The organism is Parapedobacter brassicae (assembly GCF_051400755.1).
Lineage (GTDB): Bacteria > Bacteroidota > Bacteroidia > Sphingobacteriales > Sphingobacteriaceae > Parapedobacter.
Map to the genome: position 1 here is coordinate 341,555 of NZ_JBLFFL010000001.1, position 16,020 is coordinate 357,574.

11 protein-coding genes are annotated in these 16,020 nt (G+C 49.8%); 9 read left to right on the forward strand and 2 right to left on the reverse strand.

Going from position 1 to position 16,020, the window contains the following annotated elements; all coding sequences use genetic code 11:
- Positions 1-5: 5 nt before the first annotated feature.
- Positions 6-3,134 carry a SusC/RagA family TonB-linked outer membrane protein gene (locus tag ACMGDE_RS01515; protein ID WP_436830982.1) on the reverse strand — a complete coding sequence of 1,043 codons (3,129 nt, stop codon included), beginning with the start codon at positions 3,132-3,134 and terminating at the stop codon, positions 6-8.
- 399 nt (positions 3,135-3,533) lie between these two features.
- Between ACMGDE_RS01515 and ACMGDE_RS01520 the strand changes: the two genes are divergently transcribed.
- The 3 genes from ACMGDE_RS01520 (at position 3,534) to ACMGDE_RS01530 (ending at position 5,947) form a co-directional block, all read left to right on the forward strand.
- A complete protein-coding gene (locus ACMGDE_RS01520) occupies positions 3,534-4,010 on the forward strand; it encodes a cation:proton antiporter regulatory subunit (protein WP_436830983.1) in 477 nt (158 codons plus the stop codon).
- The gene (locus ACMGDE_RS01525) at positions 4,010-5,254 is read left to right on the forward strand and encodes a cation:proton antiporter (protein ID WP_436830984.1); all 1,245 of its coding nucleotides are present in this window, start codon (positions 4,010-4,012) and stop codon (positions 5,252-5,254) included. Before ACMGDE_RS01520 ends, ACMGDE_RS01525 begins: the two co-directional genes overlap by 1 nt.
- A 78-nt stretch (positions 5,255-5,332) precedes the next feature.
- Entirely contained in the window at positions 5,333-5,947 is a 615-nt protein-coding gene (locus tag ACMGDE_RS01530) for a hypothetical protein (protein ID WP_436830985.1), read from the forward strand.
- A gap of 3 nt (positions 5,948-5,950) precedes the next feature.
- Here the strand turns inward: ACMGDE_RS01530 and ACMGDE_RS01535 are convergent, their stop codons facing one another.
- Positions 5,951-6,271 (reverse strand): iron-sulfur cluster assembly protein, encoded by a 321-nt coding sequence (locus ACMGDE_RS01535; RefSeq protein ID WP_436830986.1) that lies wholly within the window; start codon positions 6,269-6,271, stop codon positions 5,951-5,953.
- Between the two features lie 159 nt (positions 6,272-6,430).
- Here ACMGDE_RS01535 and ACMGDE_RS01540 point away from each other — a divergent pair, with 159 nt between their 5' ends.
- The 6 genes from ACMGDE_RS01540 to ACMGDE_RS01565 all read left to right on the forward strand — a co-directional run bounded on the left by ACMGDE_RS01540 (position 6,431) and on the right by ACMGDE_RS01565 (position 16,020).
- Positions 6,431-7,909, forward strand: coding sequence for an NAD(P)H-hydrate dehydratase (locus ACMGDE_RS01540; protein WP_436830987.1), 1,479 nt, complete (start codon positions 6,431-6,433; stop codon positions 7,907-7,909).
- 13 nt (positions 7,910-7,922) lie between these two features.
- Positions 7,923-9,092 carry an acyltransferase family protein gene (locus ACMGDE_RS01545; protein WP_436830988.1) on the forward strand — a complete coding sequence of 390 codons (1,170 nt, stop codon included), beginning with the start codon at positions 7,923-7,925 and terminating at the stop codon, positions 9,090-9,092.
- A gap of 168 nt (positions 9,093-9,260) precedes the next feature.
- Positions 9,261-12,242, forward strand: coding sequence for a SusC/RagA family TonB-linked outer membrane protein (locus tag ACMGDE_RS01550; protein WP_436830989.1), 2,982 nt, complete (start codon positions 9,261-9,263; stop codon positions 12,240-12,242).
- A 31-nt stretch (positions 12,243-12,273) separates the two neighbouring features.
- Positions 12,274-13,959: a RagB/SusD family nutrient uptake outer membrane protein gene (locus ACMGDE_RS01555; RefSeq protein WP_436830990.1), complete on the forward strand. Its 1,686-nt coding sequence runs from the start codon at positions 12,274-12,276 to the stop codon at positions 13,957-13,959.
- A 237-nt stretch (positions 13,960-14,196) separates the two neighbouring features.
- Complete coding sequence (locus tag ACMGDE_RS01560; RefSeq protein WP_436830991.1) at positions 14,197-14,799, forward strand: RNA polymerase sigma factor; 603 nt, start codon at positions 14,197-14,199, stop codon at positions 14,797-14,799.
- An 84-nt stretch (positions 14,800-14,883) separates the two neighbouring features.
- Positions 14,884-16,020 carry a FecR family protein gene (locus ACMGDE_RS01565; protein ID WP_436830992.1) on the forward strand — a complete coding sequence of 379 codons (1,137 nt, stop codon included), beginning with the start codon at positions 14,884-14,886 and terminating at the stop codon, positions 16,018-16,020.

Genomic DNA, 16,020 nt, shown 5'->3' on the forward strand with positions numbered 1-16,020 from the left:
AAAATTTAGAAAGTGACGTTAAGTCCAAGGGTGAAAAAAAACGGGGTCAAATAACCGTAGCCTGGCATCTCCGGATCGAAACTGGTAAACCGATCCGCACCCCACCATTTTTTGAGCGTAAATACATTACGCGCCGAAGCATATAGCCTTAAATGCTGCATCATCATCTTATTTGACGCTGCACTCGGAAGGGTGTAACCCAGCTCGATGTTCCGCAATTTCAGGTATGATCCATCCTGTACAAAATAACTGGAAAAACGATGTTCTGCATTCTGCGTCGAATTGGATATGGCGGGAATGTCCGAATCCGGATGGTCAAACGACCAGGCATCTAGCATCCGGGTAGCATGGTTTTTATGTGACGGCACGGTGATGTTCCACAAGTCGGATTCGCGCTTCCAACCGTTGTCTACTTTATTGCCAAAAACACCCTGGAAAAACACATTCATATCAAAATTGCGATAACTGAGGTCAAAGGTAACTCCACCAAAGAAATCCGGATCTGTGATTCCGATATAGGTCCGATCATGGAGTTCTTGCACTACACCATTGCCATCCAGGTCCTTGTAACGAATCCGGCCGATGGCTTTTCCGGGTTGTTCAGCGTGGTTGTCGACCTCCTCCTGTGTTTTAAAAATACCATCCGCCACCAAACCGTACAGGATATTAGGTGTCCTGCCCAAGACAAGATCATGGACGCCATCACCCGGATATTTGTTGATGACATTCTCGGGGAGGCTCACCAGCTTGGTTTTGTACGTACCTATATTGGCCGAAATGGCGTATTGAAAAGCATGCTTCGGGTCATTGCGATAGCCGATTTCAAATTCGATCCCGCGGTTATTCATATCCGCACCATTGATCCATGGTTCACCTCCTTCTCCCATGGCTGCGATGTAAGGTGTCTGCACCAAAACATCCCTTGTTTGTTTGAAATAATAGCCTAATGACCCGCTTATCCGATTATTCAGGAAACCGAAATCAACGGCTAGGTCCGTTTGTGTGGTCGTTTCCCATTTCAGATCTGGATTGCCCAACCACGTCCTTCGATAACCCGAATACAGCGGTCCTGTTTCATTTCCTTCTATCGCATACGATGTTCCGAAATAATCGGTTGCAAACGGCGTGGACGTATAGCCACGGGGCAGTCCCTGTACACTCCCGTTTGCACCCCAACCGGCACGTATTTTAAGATCCGATATCACCTCATGGCCCTGCATAAAAGCTTCGTTGCTGATCCGCCAGCCAGCCGAAAATGCCGGAAATATGGCATATCGGTTATTGGCACCAAAGAGGGATGAACCGTCACGGCGCAAGGTAGCAGAGAACAGATATTTGTCGTTATAAACATAGTTAGCTTTACCGAACAAGGAGAAATAGACATACTCATCCGCCGAGCTGCCAAGCGAATACTTCGTGCCTGTCGTCACGCCGATATGGGCAAAATCCCGATCCTCCAGATAAATGCCTTCCCTCCTTGCCGAAAACCCTTCTTGCACAAATCGGGTGTATTCAACCCCCGCCACGGCATCCAGGCTATGCTTCTCCGTATTCATATTATAAGACAATGTATTGGTCCACACATAGCTCAACGGATGAGATTGACTGCTTCCTACATAATTTTCTCCATCACTATTTCGACCTCCGGTCTCAGACCAAAGTTTGTCTACCGTTCGGTTGTAGGCATTTCCATAATCAACCCCGAATTGCGTACGGGCCGATATGCCCTTCCAGATGTCAAGGTCCAGAAAGACATTTCCGATTATTTTGACATAATTACTGATATTGTCCTTGTTGTCTGTCAGTACCCGCACCGGATTCGTGAAATCGTCAAATCCGGCGGCTCCGGCCCATCCTCCGTTTATGTCGTACACAGGGACTGCCGGCGGATTGATCAACGCCCAACGCAGTTCGTTGGCATCCCGGTATTGCAAATACGATACCGCCAGATTCTCGCCTATTTTTAACCGGTCACTGATCAGGCTGTACTCGGTATTGGTACGTATCGAATATTGCCTGAAGAACGTGTGGATCTGCGTACCCTCATTATCATAGTAGCCCAGGGAAAACAAACTTCTTGATCGATCCGTTCCGCTGGAAATCGTCAATTGATGGTTGGTCATCATTGCGGGTTGGAGAATCTCCCCCAGCCAGTCCGTATCCGAGCCCCTGACGGTTTGCTCGGGATTAAGCCATTCCGCAGGTCTCACCGCATCCAATACCGCTCTTCCATTCTCATCCCTATGCCACGTGAAATCGTAGGTGCCAGGCAGCGACATGGGCATGCCATACACTTCTTCATCGTACGCATATGCCCGAAAAGTGGCAACTCCATATTGTTCGGCGTTCATCAATGTCGGCTTATCAATTACCGTACTTAACGCCACACTGCCATTGTATTCAACTTTGGTTTGGCCGACGTTTCCCTTTTTCGTTTGAATCAGAATCACGCCTCCGGAAGCCCGGGCACCGTATATACTGGCGGAAGCAGCGTCTTTCAATACCTGGATGGATTCAATATCACCGGCGTTTATATCACGGAGATTCAGATTCTGGGTAGGCATCCCGTCCAACACGATCAGCGGTGTAACGCCGCCCGACAGCGATGAAAGTCCCCTGATCTGCACATTTACACCTTCCGCAGGATTACCGCCATTCGTGGTAATGTGCACCCCGGCGAGCTTTCCCTGGAGGGATTTCATGGCATTTGCTGAAGGATTTTTAGCAATATCGTCTGCTGACGCGATCGCGATCGAACCCGTAAGATCAGCTTTCCGCTGGGTCATATACCCGACGTATACTTCCGAAAGCATGGTCTCCTCGCCTTCCATCACCACATCGATTACCGTTAACCCTTTTACCGGACGTTCCACCGTTTTTTTACCGGTGTAAGAAAAGACGAGTATGGCTTCTTCTGAAGCAATGGTTACTTCATATCGCCCTGCGGTATTGGTAACCGTACCTACCGCAGATCCTTTGACCTGAACACTGGCGCCTACCAGTGGTTCATTCGTACCTGCTTCTGAGACTATTCCCCGCACTATTTTGTCCTGTCGTATCGCATCGGGACTATTGGTAGCATGGGCATGAACAGCGGGACCTAAAAGCAAGCAGCCCAACATGATTTTGTTCATAGCTTTTTTCATAATGGTATAATTGGTATAATTGGTGAATGCGCCTTACATTTTCGTCCACCGTTTGAAATGGCCTGATCATCAACTCTTGCGTCTGTGTGAAACCTAGGTTACAAGCGTATAAATCCGCTTCATTTATTAACACAGTACGTTGTTGACTTAATTTCTAGGTTCAATATCACCCGGCGATCGGGATTATAACTGTTGGTTAGCGTTAGTTTTCTTTTAGCTAAAATCGGATGTTTTTCGGCAGTTTCACACCTATCCCTTAACCAATACTGACTTTATTTTATCATTGTTGATCCGGGTCAATCGGGCAGTAGGTTTTCGCCAGCTGCCCGCATTTCCCAATAAAATCGTATCTTTGGTCGACTTTTAAACTACTAAGGGGAGACAATCATGTCAATTGTAAGAGAATCAGACCTGATCGGCATTGGTAAAAAGTATCAAATCGAGACTGAAGCCGGAGACAATATGGTGGTCGTCATCCATGACGACGGGCGCCGCGAACTTTACCGCTATGACGAAGCGGAAAGTGAATCCCGGTGCGTGATGACCCTGTCTGACGAGGAATCACGCCAAGTAGCCGGCATCATCGGCGGACTGTCCTACAAACCTAAGGCCCTGGAGACCATTGAAGTTGCACTGGATAACCTGATCATCGAATGGTATAAGGTGGAGGACGGTGCGACCAGTATCAGCAAATCCATCGGGGACCTGGAGGTTCGGAAACGTACGGGCGCTTCGATCATCGCTGCCATCAAAGGCGGAGATAGCATCATCAATCCCGGTCCGGACTATGTCATTACCGCCGATACCACCTTGGTGGTTGCAGGCAAACGGACCCACATCAAATTGTTAAAAGAAATCCTCTGATGCCGTCACACACCCTGATTTTAGAAATTGGTATTGCCGTAGGTTTGGTAGCGCTTGTCGGATTGATATCCAATAGGCTCCGCTTTTCGGTGATTCCTTTTTTCATTCTCATCGGGATGGTGCTCGGCCAGCATGCGCCTACTTTCGGCAACATCGACCTCACCTTTACCGAAAGCAAGCCTTTTATCGATTTCATGGGGCGGCTGGGTGTGTTGTTCTTATTGTTTTACCTAGGACTGGAATTTTCCGTCGGCAGGCTGATCAAGTCGGGCAAGTCTATCGTTACCGGCGGGACGGTCTACGTGGTGCTTAATTTCTGCTCAGGCCTGCTGATCGGTTGGCTGATGGGCCTGCCCTTCAAAGAAACCATGGTGCTGTGCGGTATCATGACCAGCTCGTCTACCGCCATCGTGGCAAAGGTGCTCACGGATCTAAAACGCACGGCAAACCCCGAGACGGAAGTGATCATGGGCATGATCATGTTTGACGACCTGTTTATTGCCATGCATATTTCGTTTCTGTCGGGTCTGATATTGACCGGCAGCAGCTCGTTCTGGACAGTGGCGGGCACTTCGCTGCTCGCATTGGGATTCATTCTGGCCTTCCTCATTTTGGGCCGGAAGCTCGTTCCCGCCATCGACAAAGTGCTTCAAGATAAGTCCTCCGAATTATTCATCCTCGTCGTATTCGCCCTCCTGTTTATCGTTGCCGGCTTTTCCGAAACCATCCATGTTGCCGAAGCCATCGGTGCGTTGATGGCCGGGTTGGTACTAGCGGACTCCCAATACATCAGGCGTATCGAGCAGCTCGTGTTGCCTTTCAAGGACTTTTTTGGCGCCATGTTTTTCTTTAGTTTCGGGCTTTCCATCGATCCCCTTTCGCTGGGCGGTGCGTTCGTCTGGGCAGCTATCGCTGCGGTGGTCACCATCATCGGCAATGTCGCCTCGGGTTATTTTGCATCGCGCTTTGCCGGATTGAAAAAACGAAATGCCGTGGATATCGGCTTTACCCTCGCGGCCAGGGGAGAGTTTTCCATTATCATGGCCAACATCGGCAAAGCGGGCAGTCTATTGCCCGTTATCCAATCATTCGTGGTCGTATATGTATTGATCCTGTCCATCGTGGCTCCGCTCCTAACCAAGGAATCGCGCAACATCTGGAATATGATATTCGGAAAGGATAAGATCGAAAAGAAACCCATAAAAACGCTCAGCGACCTGGAACGTCAGCAAGAGCAATCTTAAAGGGTGCCTTTTGTGAAACAAAGGATACGACCAGGTGTTATTTGAGTAGCCATTATATTCACCATAAAAACGACGATGATGAATCGCTCTATCCTTGCGCTACTGTGCGCGATTACCCTGATTTCCGCTTGTAACCGCGCTCATCAAGCCGATGCGGAAAAAAGAGGTGCGAGAGACCTGTTTCCCATCACCAAAGACCCCGAAAAACCCACTTCCATCGTGCTCCGGCTACTGGACATGAAGGAAAGCGGCGCGTCTGTCTCCTACGTCGCGAAGGGCATCTATCAAGAGGACACGGTAGGCTTTGTGATTGAGATCGATAAGATCATTCCCGCGGGCATCAATTCCGATGGATCGGTGAACGAGGAAATCGGATTTAAAAAAGGGACCATCAAATTTATAAAATCAGGTGTAGCGAGTGACCGGTTCGTATCGGCCTTGGGCGAACTCTGGCAGGTGGATGGCGTAGACAGCATGAAGACACAACCCGTCGAACCCTTGGTGTTTTCGTCGAATAACGACGCTGTCGACTATAGCAAACCGGCAACCGGCAACTTCAAGCTCTTCTTTGGCGAAGACGCACCCGTTCCTGGTGAACTGTTTTTCACCTTGGATAGCTATAAACGGATCATTGAATTTCGGGAGAAAGGTGCGCAATATCGATCTCAGATCGTCCACGCCTTTGCAGAATAACGATTACATAAAACCCAGTTCCAGCCGGGCCACTTCGCTCATCATGCTTTTATCCCATGGCGGGTCGAATGTGAGTTCGACCAATGCTTGGCCCACGCCTTCCACCTCCCCGACCTTACGCTGCACCTCGTCGATGATATCGCCCGCGACGGGGCATCCGGGCGCGGTGAGCGTCATCACTACCTTAGCCGTACCCCCTTCTTTGGTAATCAACTCATAGACCAGCCCCAACTCGAGGATATTTACCGGTATCTCAGGGTCGAATACCGTCTCCAGTACCTCCTTGATGGCGGGTGCAAGCTTCAATGGGTCATTGATAATCATGGTTTTTCTCCGATTCTTCTTACAAAGGTACTGCTTTGCGGCTGCAATGTCAAGGATGGGAGTGTGCCGGAGCCAAGCCGTCATGCGAGAAGCCTACTGGAATCTCTTTACAGTGTATTTCAAAAAAATAATTACCTTTAATTATACAAACCAAAAATAATGAATCTGATTACCTCCGCACAAATACGGGATGCCGATAACCACACGATCGAGACGGAGCCCATCGCCTCCATCGACCTGATGGAACGGGCGTCGGAGGCGTTTGTAGCCCGCTTCATTGCGTTATATCCAGATCCCAATGCCAGCATATTGGTCTGCTGCGGCACGGGCAACAATGGCGGCGACGGACTGGCCATCGCGCGCCTCCTGCAAACCCACCGTTACGATGCCATCGCTGTGTGGGTAGCACGGTTTGGGGGGCATGAAAGCAATGATTTTGCGGCGAACCTTGCCCGCTTATATAACACGCCTATCCCGATCACCGAGTTTTTTCCGGGCGATGAACTGCCAGACATCCATCAGGCCATCGTCATAGACGCCCTGTTGGGTTCGGGGTTAAGCAAGCCCTTGGAAGAAGATTGGTTACGACTGGCCCAGCACATCAACGAAGCGTCAAGCACAACGGTAGCGGTAGATATCCCTACCGGCCTTCGGGCAGACGGTATTATGCCCGAAACGGAATATGTGATTCACGTACACGACGTGGTGTCATTCCAACGGCCCAAACTCAGCTTTTTCTTCCCCGAGTCGGCCAAGGCCATTGATCGATTCCACGTGGTCGACATCGGGCTCGACGAGTCATATATCGAACACCTGCCCAGCGACTTCCGATTGGTCGGCGTTGCGGATATCCAACGGATCTACCGCAAACGGAAACCGTTCAGCCATAAGGGCACCTATGGCCATGCGCTGCTCATCGCTGGCAATATCCGTACCATGGGCGCTGCGCTCCTGAGCTGCGGTGCAAGCCTATACAGCGGGGCCGGCCTTACCTCGGCCTGCATCCCCCGGGAAGGACTTGAGGCGCTGAATATGCGCTACCCCGAAGTGATGTATTGCCCGCGGGAGGAACTGCCAAACGCATGGGAAAAGTTTGATGCTGTGGGCATCGGACCGGGCCTTGGCGACGCCAGCGATATCCTGCTCCGTGTATTGGACTACGCAATAAAACCGCTGGTGTTGGATGCGGATGCCCTCACGTTTCTCGCTGATCATCAATCCAGTATCAAAAAACTGCCCCAACAAAGTATCCTGACGCCCCACATGAAAGAATTTGACCGCCTGTTTGGTACGCATAGCACGTGGTGGGACCGCCTGCGTACCGCACGGGAACAGGCTAATGTGCATCACCTTATCATCGTACTGAAAAACCAATATACCTTCATCGTGATGCCCGATGGCCAGGTGCTGATCAATCCCACCGGCAACCCGGCCATGGCCAGCGGCGGTATGGGCGACGTGCTGACGGGCATGCTGACTTCCTTGCTAGCACAGGGTTACCCCGCGCAGGAAGCCGCGGTGCTGGCCTGTTACCTGCACGGCGCTGCCGGGGACCAGCTGTTTGCGGAGGGGATGGCGGTAGTGCCCGCAGGAAGGCTGATCGAACGAATACCTGAAGTAATCGCTACCTTATTATAAACAAGAATCTACTATGCAACGAATTGTCTCCGTTGATGTGTACAGGGGTTTGGTCATGCTGCTCATGATGGCAGAAGTGCTCAACCTCGCAGCTGTTTCTTCGGCACTGCCGACCAATGGGCTTTGGCAGTGCCTCGCCTTCCATCAAAGCCATGTACCCTGGACCGGGCTCAGCCTGCACGACATGATCCAACCCTCGTTCACCTTCCTTGTCGGTGTAGTACTCCCCTATTCCATCGCCGGCCGCCGGACCAGAGGCGCCAGCACGTCCGGCTTGCTGCTACATACGGCCAAGCGGTCGCTCATTCTCATCCTGCTGGGCATCTTCCTCCGATCCATTCATGCCGAGCAGACCAATTTTACCTTTGAAGATACCCTTACCCAGATTGGCTTGGGCTACACGTTCCTTGTATTGTTGGCATTATGCAGCCGCAGGACACAACTTGCGGCGCTCGTGTTTGTCTTAATTGGGTACTGGCTCGCCTTTGCGTTATATCCACTGCCCGGCGCGGACATTGACTATACCGCTGTGGGTGTGCCGAGCGACTGGACACATCATTTCCAGGGGTTTGCTGCCCATTGGAACAAAAACAGCAACCTGGCCTGGGCTTTTGACCGGTGGTTTTTGAACCTCTTTCCGCGCGAAAGCCCTTTTCTGTTCAACGGAGGCGGCTACGCCACCCTCAGCTTCATCCCTACCCTGGCGACCATGATATTGGGGTTATTCGCCGGAAATGTCCTCCGAAACTCCTCCAATGTACGTGTGATACTGACAAGCCTGTTGAAGTGGGGCGGCATACTGCTAGTATTGGGCATTGTATTCCATGTTTTGGGCGTAAACCCAGTGGTAAAACGCATCTGGACACCGGCATGGGTCTTGGTCAGTGGCGGACTGTGTTTTGGTGCGCTGGCGTTCTTTTACTGGCTGATTGATGTGAAAGGCGTGCACCGATGGGCGTTCCCGCTGACGGTCATCGGCATGAACTCCATCGCCGCCTATGTCATCGCCGATGGGGGCGTGAAAACATTCATCGGCCGGTCCCTATACATCCATTTGGGACCAACGTATGATCAATTCATGGGCACGGCATACAGCACGCTGGTCTCTGGAATATTGATCTTATTGCTTGAATGGCTCATCCTGTATTGGATGTATCGGCAGAAGGTTTTTATAAAAATATAACAAGCCTAACAAGTACTGCGCTATCGGGCCGTCGTGTAAACCATATGCCCGTTAATTATTTTATGCTAGATTTGGAAGTGTCCTACTTAAATCTCTAATATTGCCCCACCAAAAATAAATTTATAAGTGTCGAAGTAACTTATTATTTACAACTAAAAACAAACACAAATGCAAAACACACGGACATTTCCGAGGGGACGCTACGTCCTCCATCGAGCGTATAGGATGTACTATTCCTTGATCGCGCTTTGCTGCCTGTTGGTGTTCCCACCCTATGCGGAGGCAGCTCTGCCAATTTCCCATCAACAAACCGTCACCGGACGCATCAGCACCGCCGATAATACGCCTTTAGCTGGGGTAAGTGTAGTGGAAAAAGGGACTCAAAACACGACGGTGACCAATGATGATGGCCAATTTACACTTACCGTGGCTAATGTTCCCGCCACCTTAGTATTTACCTACATTGGTTATGCCAGCCAGGAAATCCAGGCCACGTCCGGCACACCACTATCGGTGACCCTACAGGCAGACCTCGCTAGTTTGGATGAGGTGGTCGTGGTGGGTTATGGTACGGTTGACAAACGTGACCTGACCACCGCTGTCACCACGATGCGGCCCAAAGATCTGATTCAGGGTAGTGTGTCGCCGTTGATGGCCATCCAAGGCAAAGTGCCGGGGCTCACTGTCGCTTCATCCAATGGCACTGATCCCAATGCCAATATCAGCGTTCAATTGCGTGGCATCAATTCCGTCAATGCGTCCCAAGGTCCGCTGATTGTCATCGATGGTGTGCCCGGGGGCAGTATGAGTACTGTGGTACGCGAAGATATCGAGTCGATCAACGTATTACGCGACGCTTCCGCCGCCGCCATCTATGGTACCCGTGCTTCTGGTGGCGTAATCTTGATCACCACCAAACGTGCGCGCGCTGGATCGGCCAATATCACCTATACCACAGAGGGATTTGTGGAGTCGGTACGCCGACGGCCAGAAGTGCTTTCTCCCGAAGAATACCTAGCACACGATCGCGGTGACGATCTAGGTCATCGCACCGATTGGTACAACGAAGTAACCAATGACAATGCCTTTAGCCATCGGCATGTGATTAATGCCAGTGGTGGAACTGAAAATGCGCAAGTATATGCGACGTTTAACTACCGTGATGCAACTGGAATCGCAATCGGATCAAAACGGAAAGAATACGGCGGACGGATCAATAGTTCATTCAAGCTATTGAACGGATTGGCTGAATTGACCAATAATATAAGTTATAATCACCGGAATTCGGATCTTACCGACAATGGCATCTTCAACATGGCATTAGTTTTAAACCCGACAGAAACACCTTATGACGCTTCCGATCCAACTGGCTACAATGTATGGACCGGCGGGTATGATTACTGGAATCCCGTAGCAGAAGTGATGTTACGGAAAAATCAAAATGAATACAGGAACTTGCTAGCCAATTCGACGTTGAAGGTAAACTTGACCGAAGACTTCAATACATCCGTCATGGTGGGTATCAATAACAGTTCCGAACATCCCACATTTTACCGCTCCTCTCAGCATCGGATCTCTAGGTTGGACAATGTAGACGGCTATGCTAGCCAAGAATATAAACGATGGAATGATCGCACCTTTGAATGGACAGCTAATTATAGTAAACAATTGGTCGATCACAATATCAATGCCGTCGTTGGATACAGCTACCAGGATTTCAACGGACAGGGCTTCAATGCGAACAACTCCGACTTTCCGGTAGATGGATTGGAAGAACACAGCATGGGCAACGGTACCTTCCTCCCCGATGGCCGGGCAGGGATGGGTTCGTGGAAAAACCCTTCGGTAAAGTTGGCAGCATTTTTTGGGCGATTGAACTATAGCTTTATGGATCGTTACCTCCTCACCGCAACTATCCGAAGAGAAGGGTCATCTAAATTTGCGCCGGAAAACCGTTGGGGGACATTCCCCGGTGTATCGCTTGGCTGGCGGGTTTCCGAAGAAGCATTCCTAAAAAACAGTCCTATCCTTAACGATTTAAAAATTAGGGGGGGATATGGCGAAACCGGCAATGAGGGATTCGGCTCGGAAGTAGCCTTCCGCATGTATAGTCCCGATACTTGGTGGCTCGCCAACGATCAGTGGATCCGTACATTCGGCGTACGGCATAATCAAAATGCCGATATCAAATGGGAAGTAAAAAAGGAATTTAACGTAGGATTTGATTTCGGGCTATTTAATAGTAGGCTTTCTGGCTGGTTTGATTACTACGTCCGCAAGGTTGATGACATGATCTACAGCATCAACGTATCCCAACCTCCCGCCATCCACGATCAGACCACGATGAACGTCGGCAATATGGAAAACCGCGGATTTGAAGGTGAGGTTACCGGAGTTATTGTCGACAATGAGAATTGGGAGTATTCGACGACCCTGGCTTTCTCCCACAACAAAAGTGTGCTTAAATCCCTGTGGGGCAACACCACATTCCAAGACCGTAAGGGTTTCCCGGCTCCGGGTTCACCGGGCAATGCCGTACGGTTGTACCCTGGAGAGGAAATCGGTCAGTTTTTCCTATGGCGCCACGCCGGATTTACCGAAGAGGGCAATTGGATGTTGTATGATGCAGAAGGTAATGCATTTGATGTCACTCAGCAAACCAAAACTTTGGCAGACAAGGCGTTTGTGGGCAATGCCATACCACGCGCGATTCTTTCTTGGAACCATTCGGTACGTTACAAGCAATTTGACGCCGGTGTATACATGCGGAGCTGGCTGGGGTATGACGTGTTCAATATGATCAATATGTATTACAGTGTGCCGAACGTGGCTGGCCAGAATGTGCTAAAAAAAGCATATGAAGACCACGCCAATGTCATCGGCGAAAAAGAACTTAGTGACTATTGGCTGGAAAAAGGCAACTTCGTGAAAGTAGATGCCATTAGCGTCGGATACACATTACCGCAGCGATGGTTAAATCCGCTAAAGAGCGTACGAGTTTATGCTACCGGGCGCGACTTACTCGTGTTTACAAAATATTCGGGTCTCGATCCTGAAGTGAACATCAACGGCCTCGACCCCGGTTTTGAAGAACGCGACGCCTACCCGAAGACACGCACATTTATGTTTGGCGTGCAGGTCAATTTCTAATCGATGCATTAACAGTAAATGAATGAATATTATGAAAACCAAAAAAATAAATATAGCGCTGTTGCTCATCTCCATGGTCTGCGCCACAAGCTGTACAAAATTGGAGCAGGAGTGGTACGATCAAGTGGTGCCAGAAACCTTCTTCAAAAGCGAAAAAGACATAATGGCGGCCTTATACCGACCATTTACACACGGACGCTGGTACCTAGGTGGAGATCGGTGGAAATTGCAGGAATATTCAGCTGACCAATTTGCCATCACTACTAAGGGAAGGCACTGGTATAATGGGGGGGAAAATGAACGGTATCACTACCACCGTTGGACCCCGGATGATAACTGGATATGGGAATCATGGCGAGGCACCCTGATGGGCGTAGCACTTGCACTCGACACTAAACAGGATTTGGAAAACGTTGATTATGAAGCGTTGGCACTCACCCAAGCGGACAAAGATGAACACCTCAATCAGTTGAATACACTTATCGCGTTCTTTTACATGCGAGGTCTTGACTACTTTGGCGGCATGCCTGTTTTTGAATCGTTGGATATTGAAGCGCCACCCCGGAATACGGATCAGGAGACATTCGATCATATCGAGCGTCTGTTGCTGGAGGCCATTGACAAATTGCCTGCAAAAGAAGCGGGACAACAAGAAGAAGGAGCGATGAAAAAAGCGGCGGCGGCAGCCATGCTGGCCCAACTGTATTTTAATGCCGAAGCCTATATTGGCCAAGACCGTTTTGCAGATGCCGCGACTATATGCGAAGCTATCATCAACCAGGAATATGGGGCATACAGCCTCGACCCTACTTGGTATGGGCCTCATTCGTTCAACAACGATTCCTCGCCGGAGATTATCTGGTCCATCCCTTCCGAGTTCAATTACCTGCAATACGATTGGTTCTACGCCGATTTTTACCACTACAATACGGCCCGATATTTTGATCTGGATGGGGGAGCTAATAATGGCGCACACCTGACACCCTCGTTGAAGCCCGATGGCACATCTTATGCCAGTGATTTCAAGTTGGGAAGGCCTTACGGAAAATTCCACGATGAAGATCTGCGCAAAAAACCCTATCGGTATTTAGGCGGCGGTCAGTATGAAGGTATGTTCATCGTCGGCGAACATCGTACCCCAACGGGCGAGCCGATAGTAGGCGGTGAGGAATATAATGGCCAGCTACTGGTCTTTGTAGACCAAGTGGCGCGTTTCAGTGAAGTCGGCCCGGGTGAAGAATATGCCTCCGTGGCTGAATTGCCTTCCAAAATGTCGGAAGGGGAAGAAAACACAGGAGTACGCCTGGTGAAAGTGCCCATGCCAAACAATGCGGAGATACGCCTGCGTTGGGGAGCTGATAATCCGGTGATCCGCCTCGCAGAGATCTATTACATGCTAGCCGAATGCAGGCTGCGAGCGGGAGATGCCGCAGGGGCCGCAACCCTCATCAATCAAGTAAGGGCCCGTAACTTCGAGAATGCCGATCCGGATCCTGTTACGGCTGCCAACCTCGATGAATACCGGATGCTGGACGAATGGGGAATTGAATTTCTGGGTGAAGGTCGCAGACGTACCGACCTGATACGTTGGAATAAATTTACGACAGATAGCTGGTGGGATCATGAGCCTTCAGACGACCACTTCAAACGGTTCCCAATTCCAACGCGGGCCATATCGGGCAACAACAACCTGGAGCAGAATCCTGGTTATGAATAGATAGCGCTAAAAACAAGAAAGGCGCTCCTGAATCGGGCGCCTTTCTTGTTAATGTCCGTTTTGCGTCGGTATCTACACAATCGTTTGCGCAAATTACACAACCGTTTGCGTTGCGGAATAAGTTGCAAAGCCGACGTGCTTTGGTTATCATTGGCCAGTACGCAACCCAATTATAAGCCATCCAACAAATTACGCTTAACAAATAAGGAGGGCCTAGTAGCGACGAAATGGTAAGACATGGAAAAGGACAAGCCGGAAGACCGCATGTTATGGCACCAAATTCAAAATGGAAGTGTGGCTGCGTTTACCCAATTGGTCAACAGGTATAGCAATCCGCTGTACGGATACGGTATGCGTTTTTCACCTGACGAAGAGCTCGTGAGGGATTGCATACAGGACGTTTTTCTGACCTTATGGAACCGAAAGGAACACCTGAGCGAGGTGTCCAATGCCAAGTTCTACTTGATGAAGGCGCTGCGGCAAAAAATCATTCGCGAACTGCCCAAATGGCAACGGACGGCTTCTCTGAATAACATACCAATAGAGGAACTTTCTTTTGCCGTCGATTTCGAGGAAGAGGCCACGCTGCCGGGAGCCATCCGCGATAAAGTAAAATCCTACTTAGACCAGCTTTCGCCCCGTCAGAAAGAACTCTTGTACCTACGGTTCTATGAAAACCTGAAACAAGATAAAATCGCCGAGTTGATGGGAATCAGTCGGCAATCCAGCTATAATTTGCAGCACAATGCGCTGCTTGCCCTCCGAAAATTAATTGATTACGATTCAATCGTAGCTTTAATTAGCCTCAGCTGCTTCTTTTTAGTCGCATTCTTTATTTAAAGTTAATATTTTTTTGCTTTTTCTTATGTGCTATGGGTAGATTTTGAATTTACTTGCCTCTATATTGAAAAACATAGAGCAGAAGTGAAAAAATACGCATCTTACCAAATTGATGACTTTCTTAAAGACGATTTCTTTGTCGATTGGGTATTGACACCTACTCCGGCATCTGAAAATCACTGGAACGAGGTATTCTATAGTTTCCCGACCGTCATTCCAGCCGCAGAAGAAGCAAAAAAAATCCTCCTTGCCGTACACATCAAGCCCAGTAACCAAATACCGAGCCGCCTGCAAGAAGCCATCGTCGCTCATGTCACAGCCCAACTCGATGATGCTCCGGAATCGCCAAGACGGAAAAAGTGGTTGTTCCAATACCACTGGTGGTGGATGACCGCAGCCTGTTTGGTGCTTGGGATCGTATGGTTCACGGATGTGGGTAATCACCTAACGATGGCTGAAAGTTCTGGCTTGGTATACCGGCAAGTGGGCAATAATACCAGCCAGCAAAAAATCGCCAACACCTCGGATAAACCGCTACTGCTGCTCTTGCCTGACAATTCAACTGTGGTGCTCGACCCCAAGTCACATATCATTTACAACGCCTATACGTTTGCGGCAAACCGGCAAGTTTTCCTCGATGGAGAAGCCTTTTTCGAAGTACAGGCACAGGAAAACAAGCCCTTTTTCGTTAAAACCAATCACCTCATTGCCCGAGTGGTGGGCACCAGCTTCCGCGTACGGGCATCTGATGAACCGACGGAATGCCGGGTCATCGTGAGCACGGGGTTGGTAGAGGTGCAAAAAGTAGGTGCCGCCGAACCGGAATTGACAAGATCTTTCGATCACATAAACGCCCCGTTGCCGGTCGCGGCTAACGAGGAAGCCCTGTTCGATGCATCGCAAAACCGCCTTATGCGTGAAACCCTATCCCAAGAGACGGATCTATCCAAAGAAGCGGTTGGCGAACTGTTCAATTTCCGGTCGACCCCATTGAAAACCGTACTGGCCACGCTTGGCCAACGGTACCGGGTGACCATCACCATCCAGGATGCAGTCCTGACCGAACGCACCATTACCGCCTCGCTAAGCGACCTCCACCTGTACGAAAAGCTCGACCTCATCAGCAAGGCCGCAGAAGCAAATTACCAAATCGTAGACGGGAAAATCCTGTTCTATGCGGATAATAACACGAATCTCCTAAATGATGACTATGATAAATGA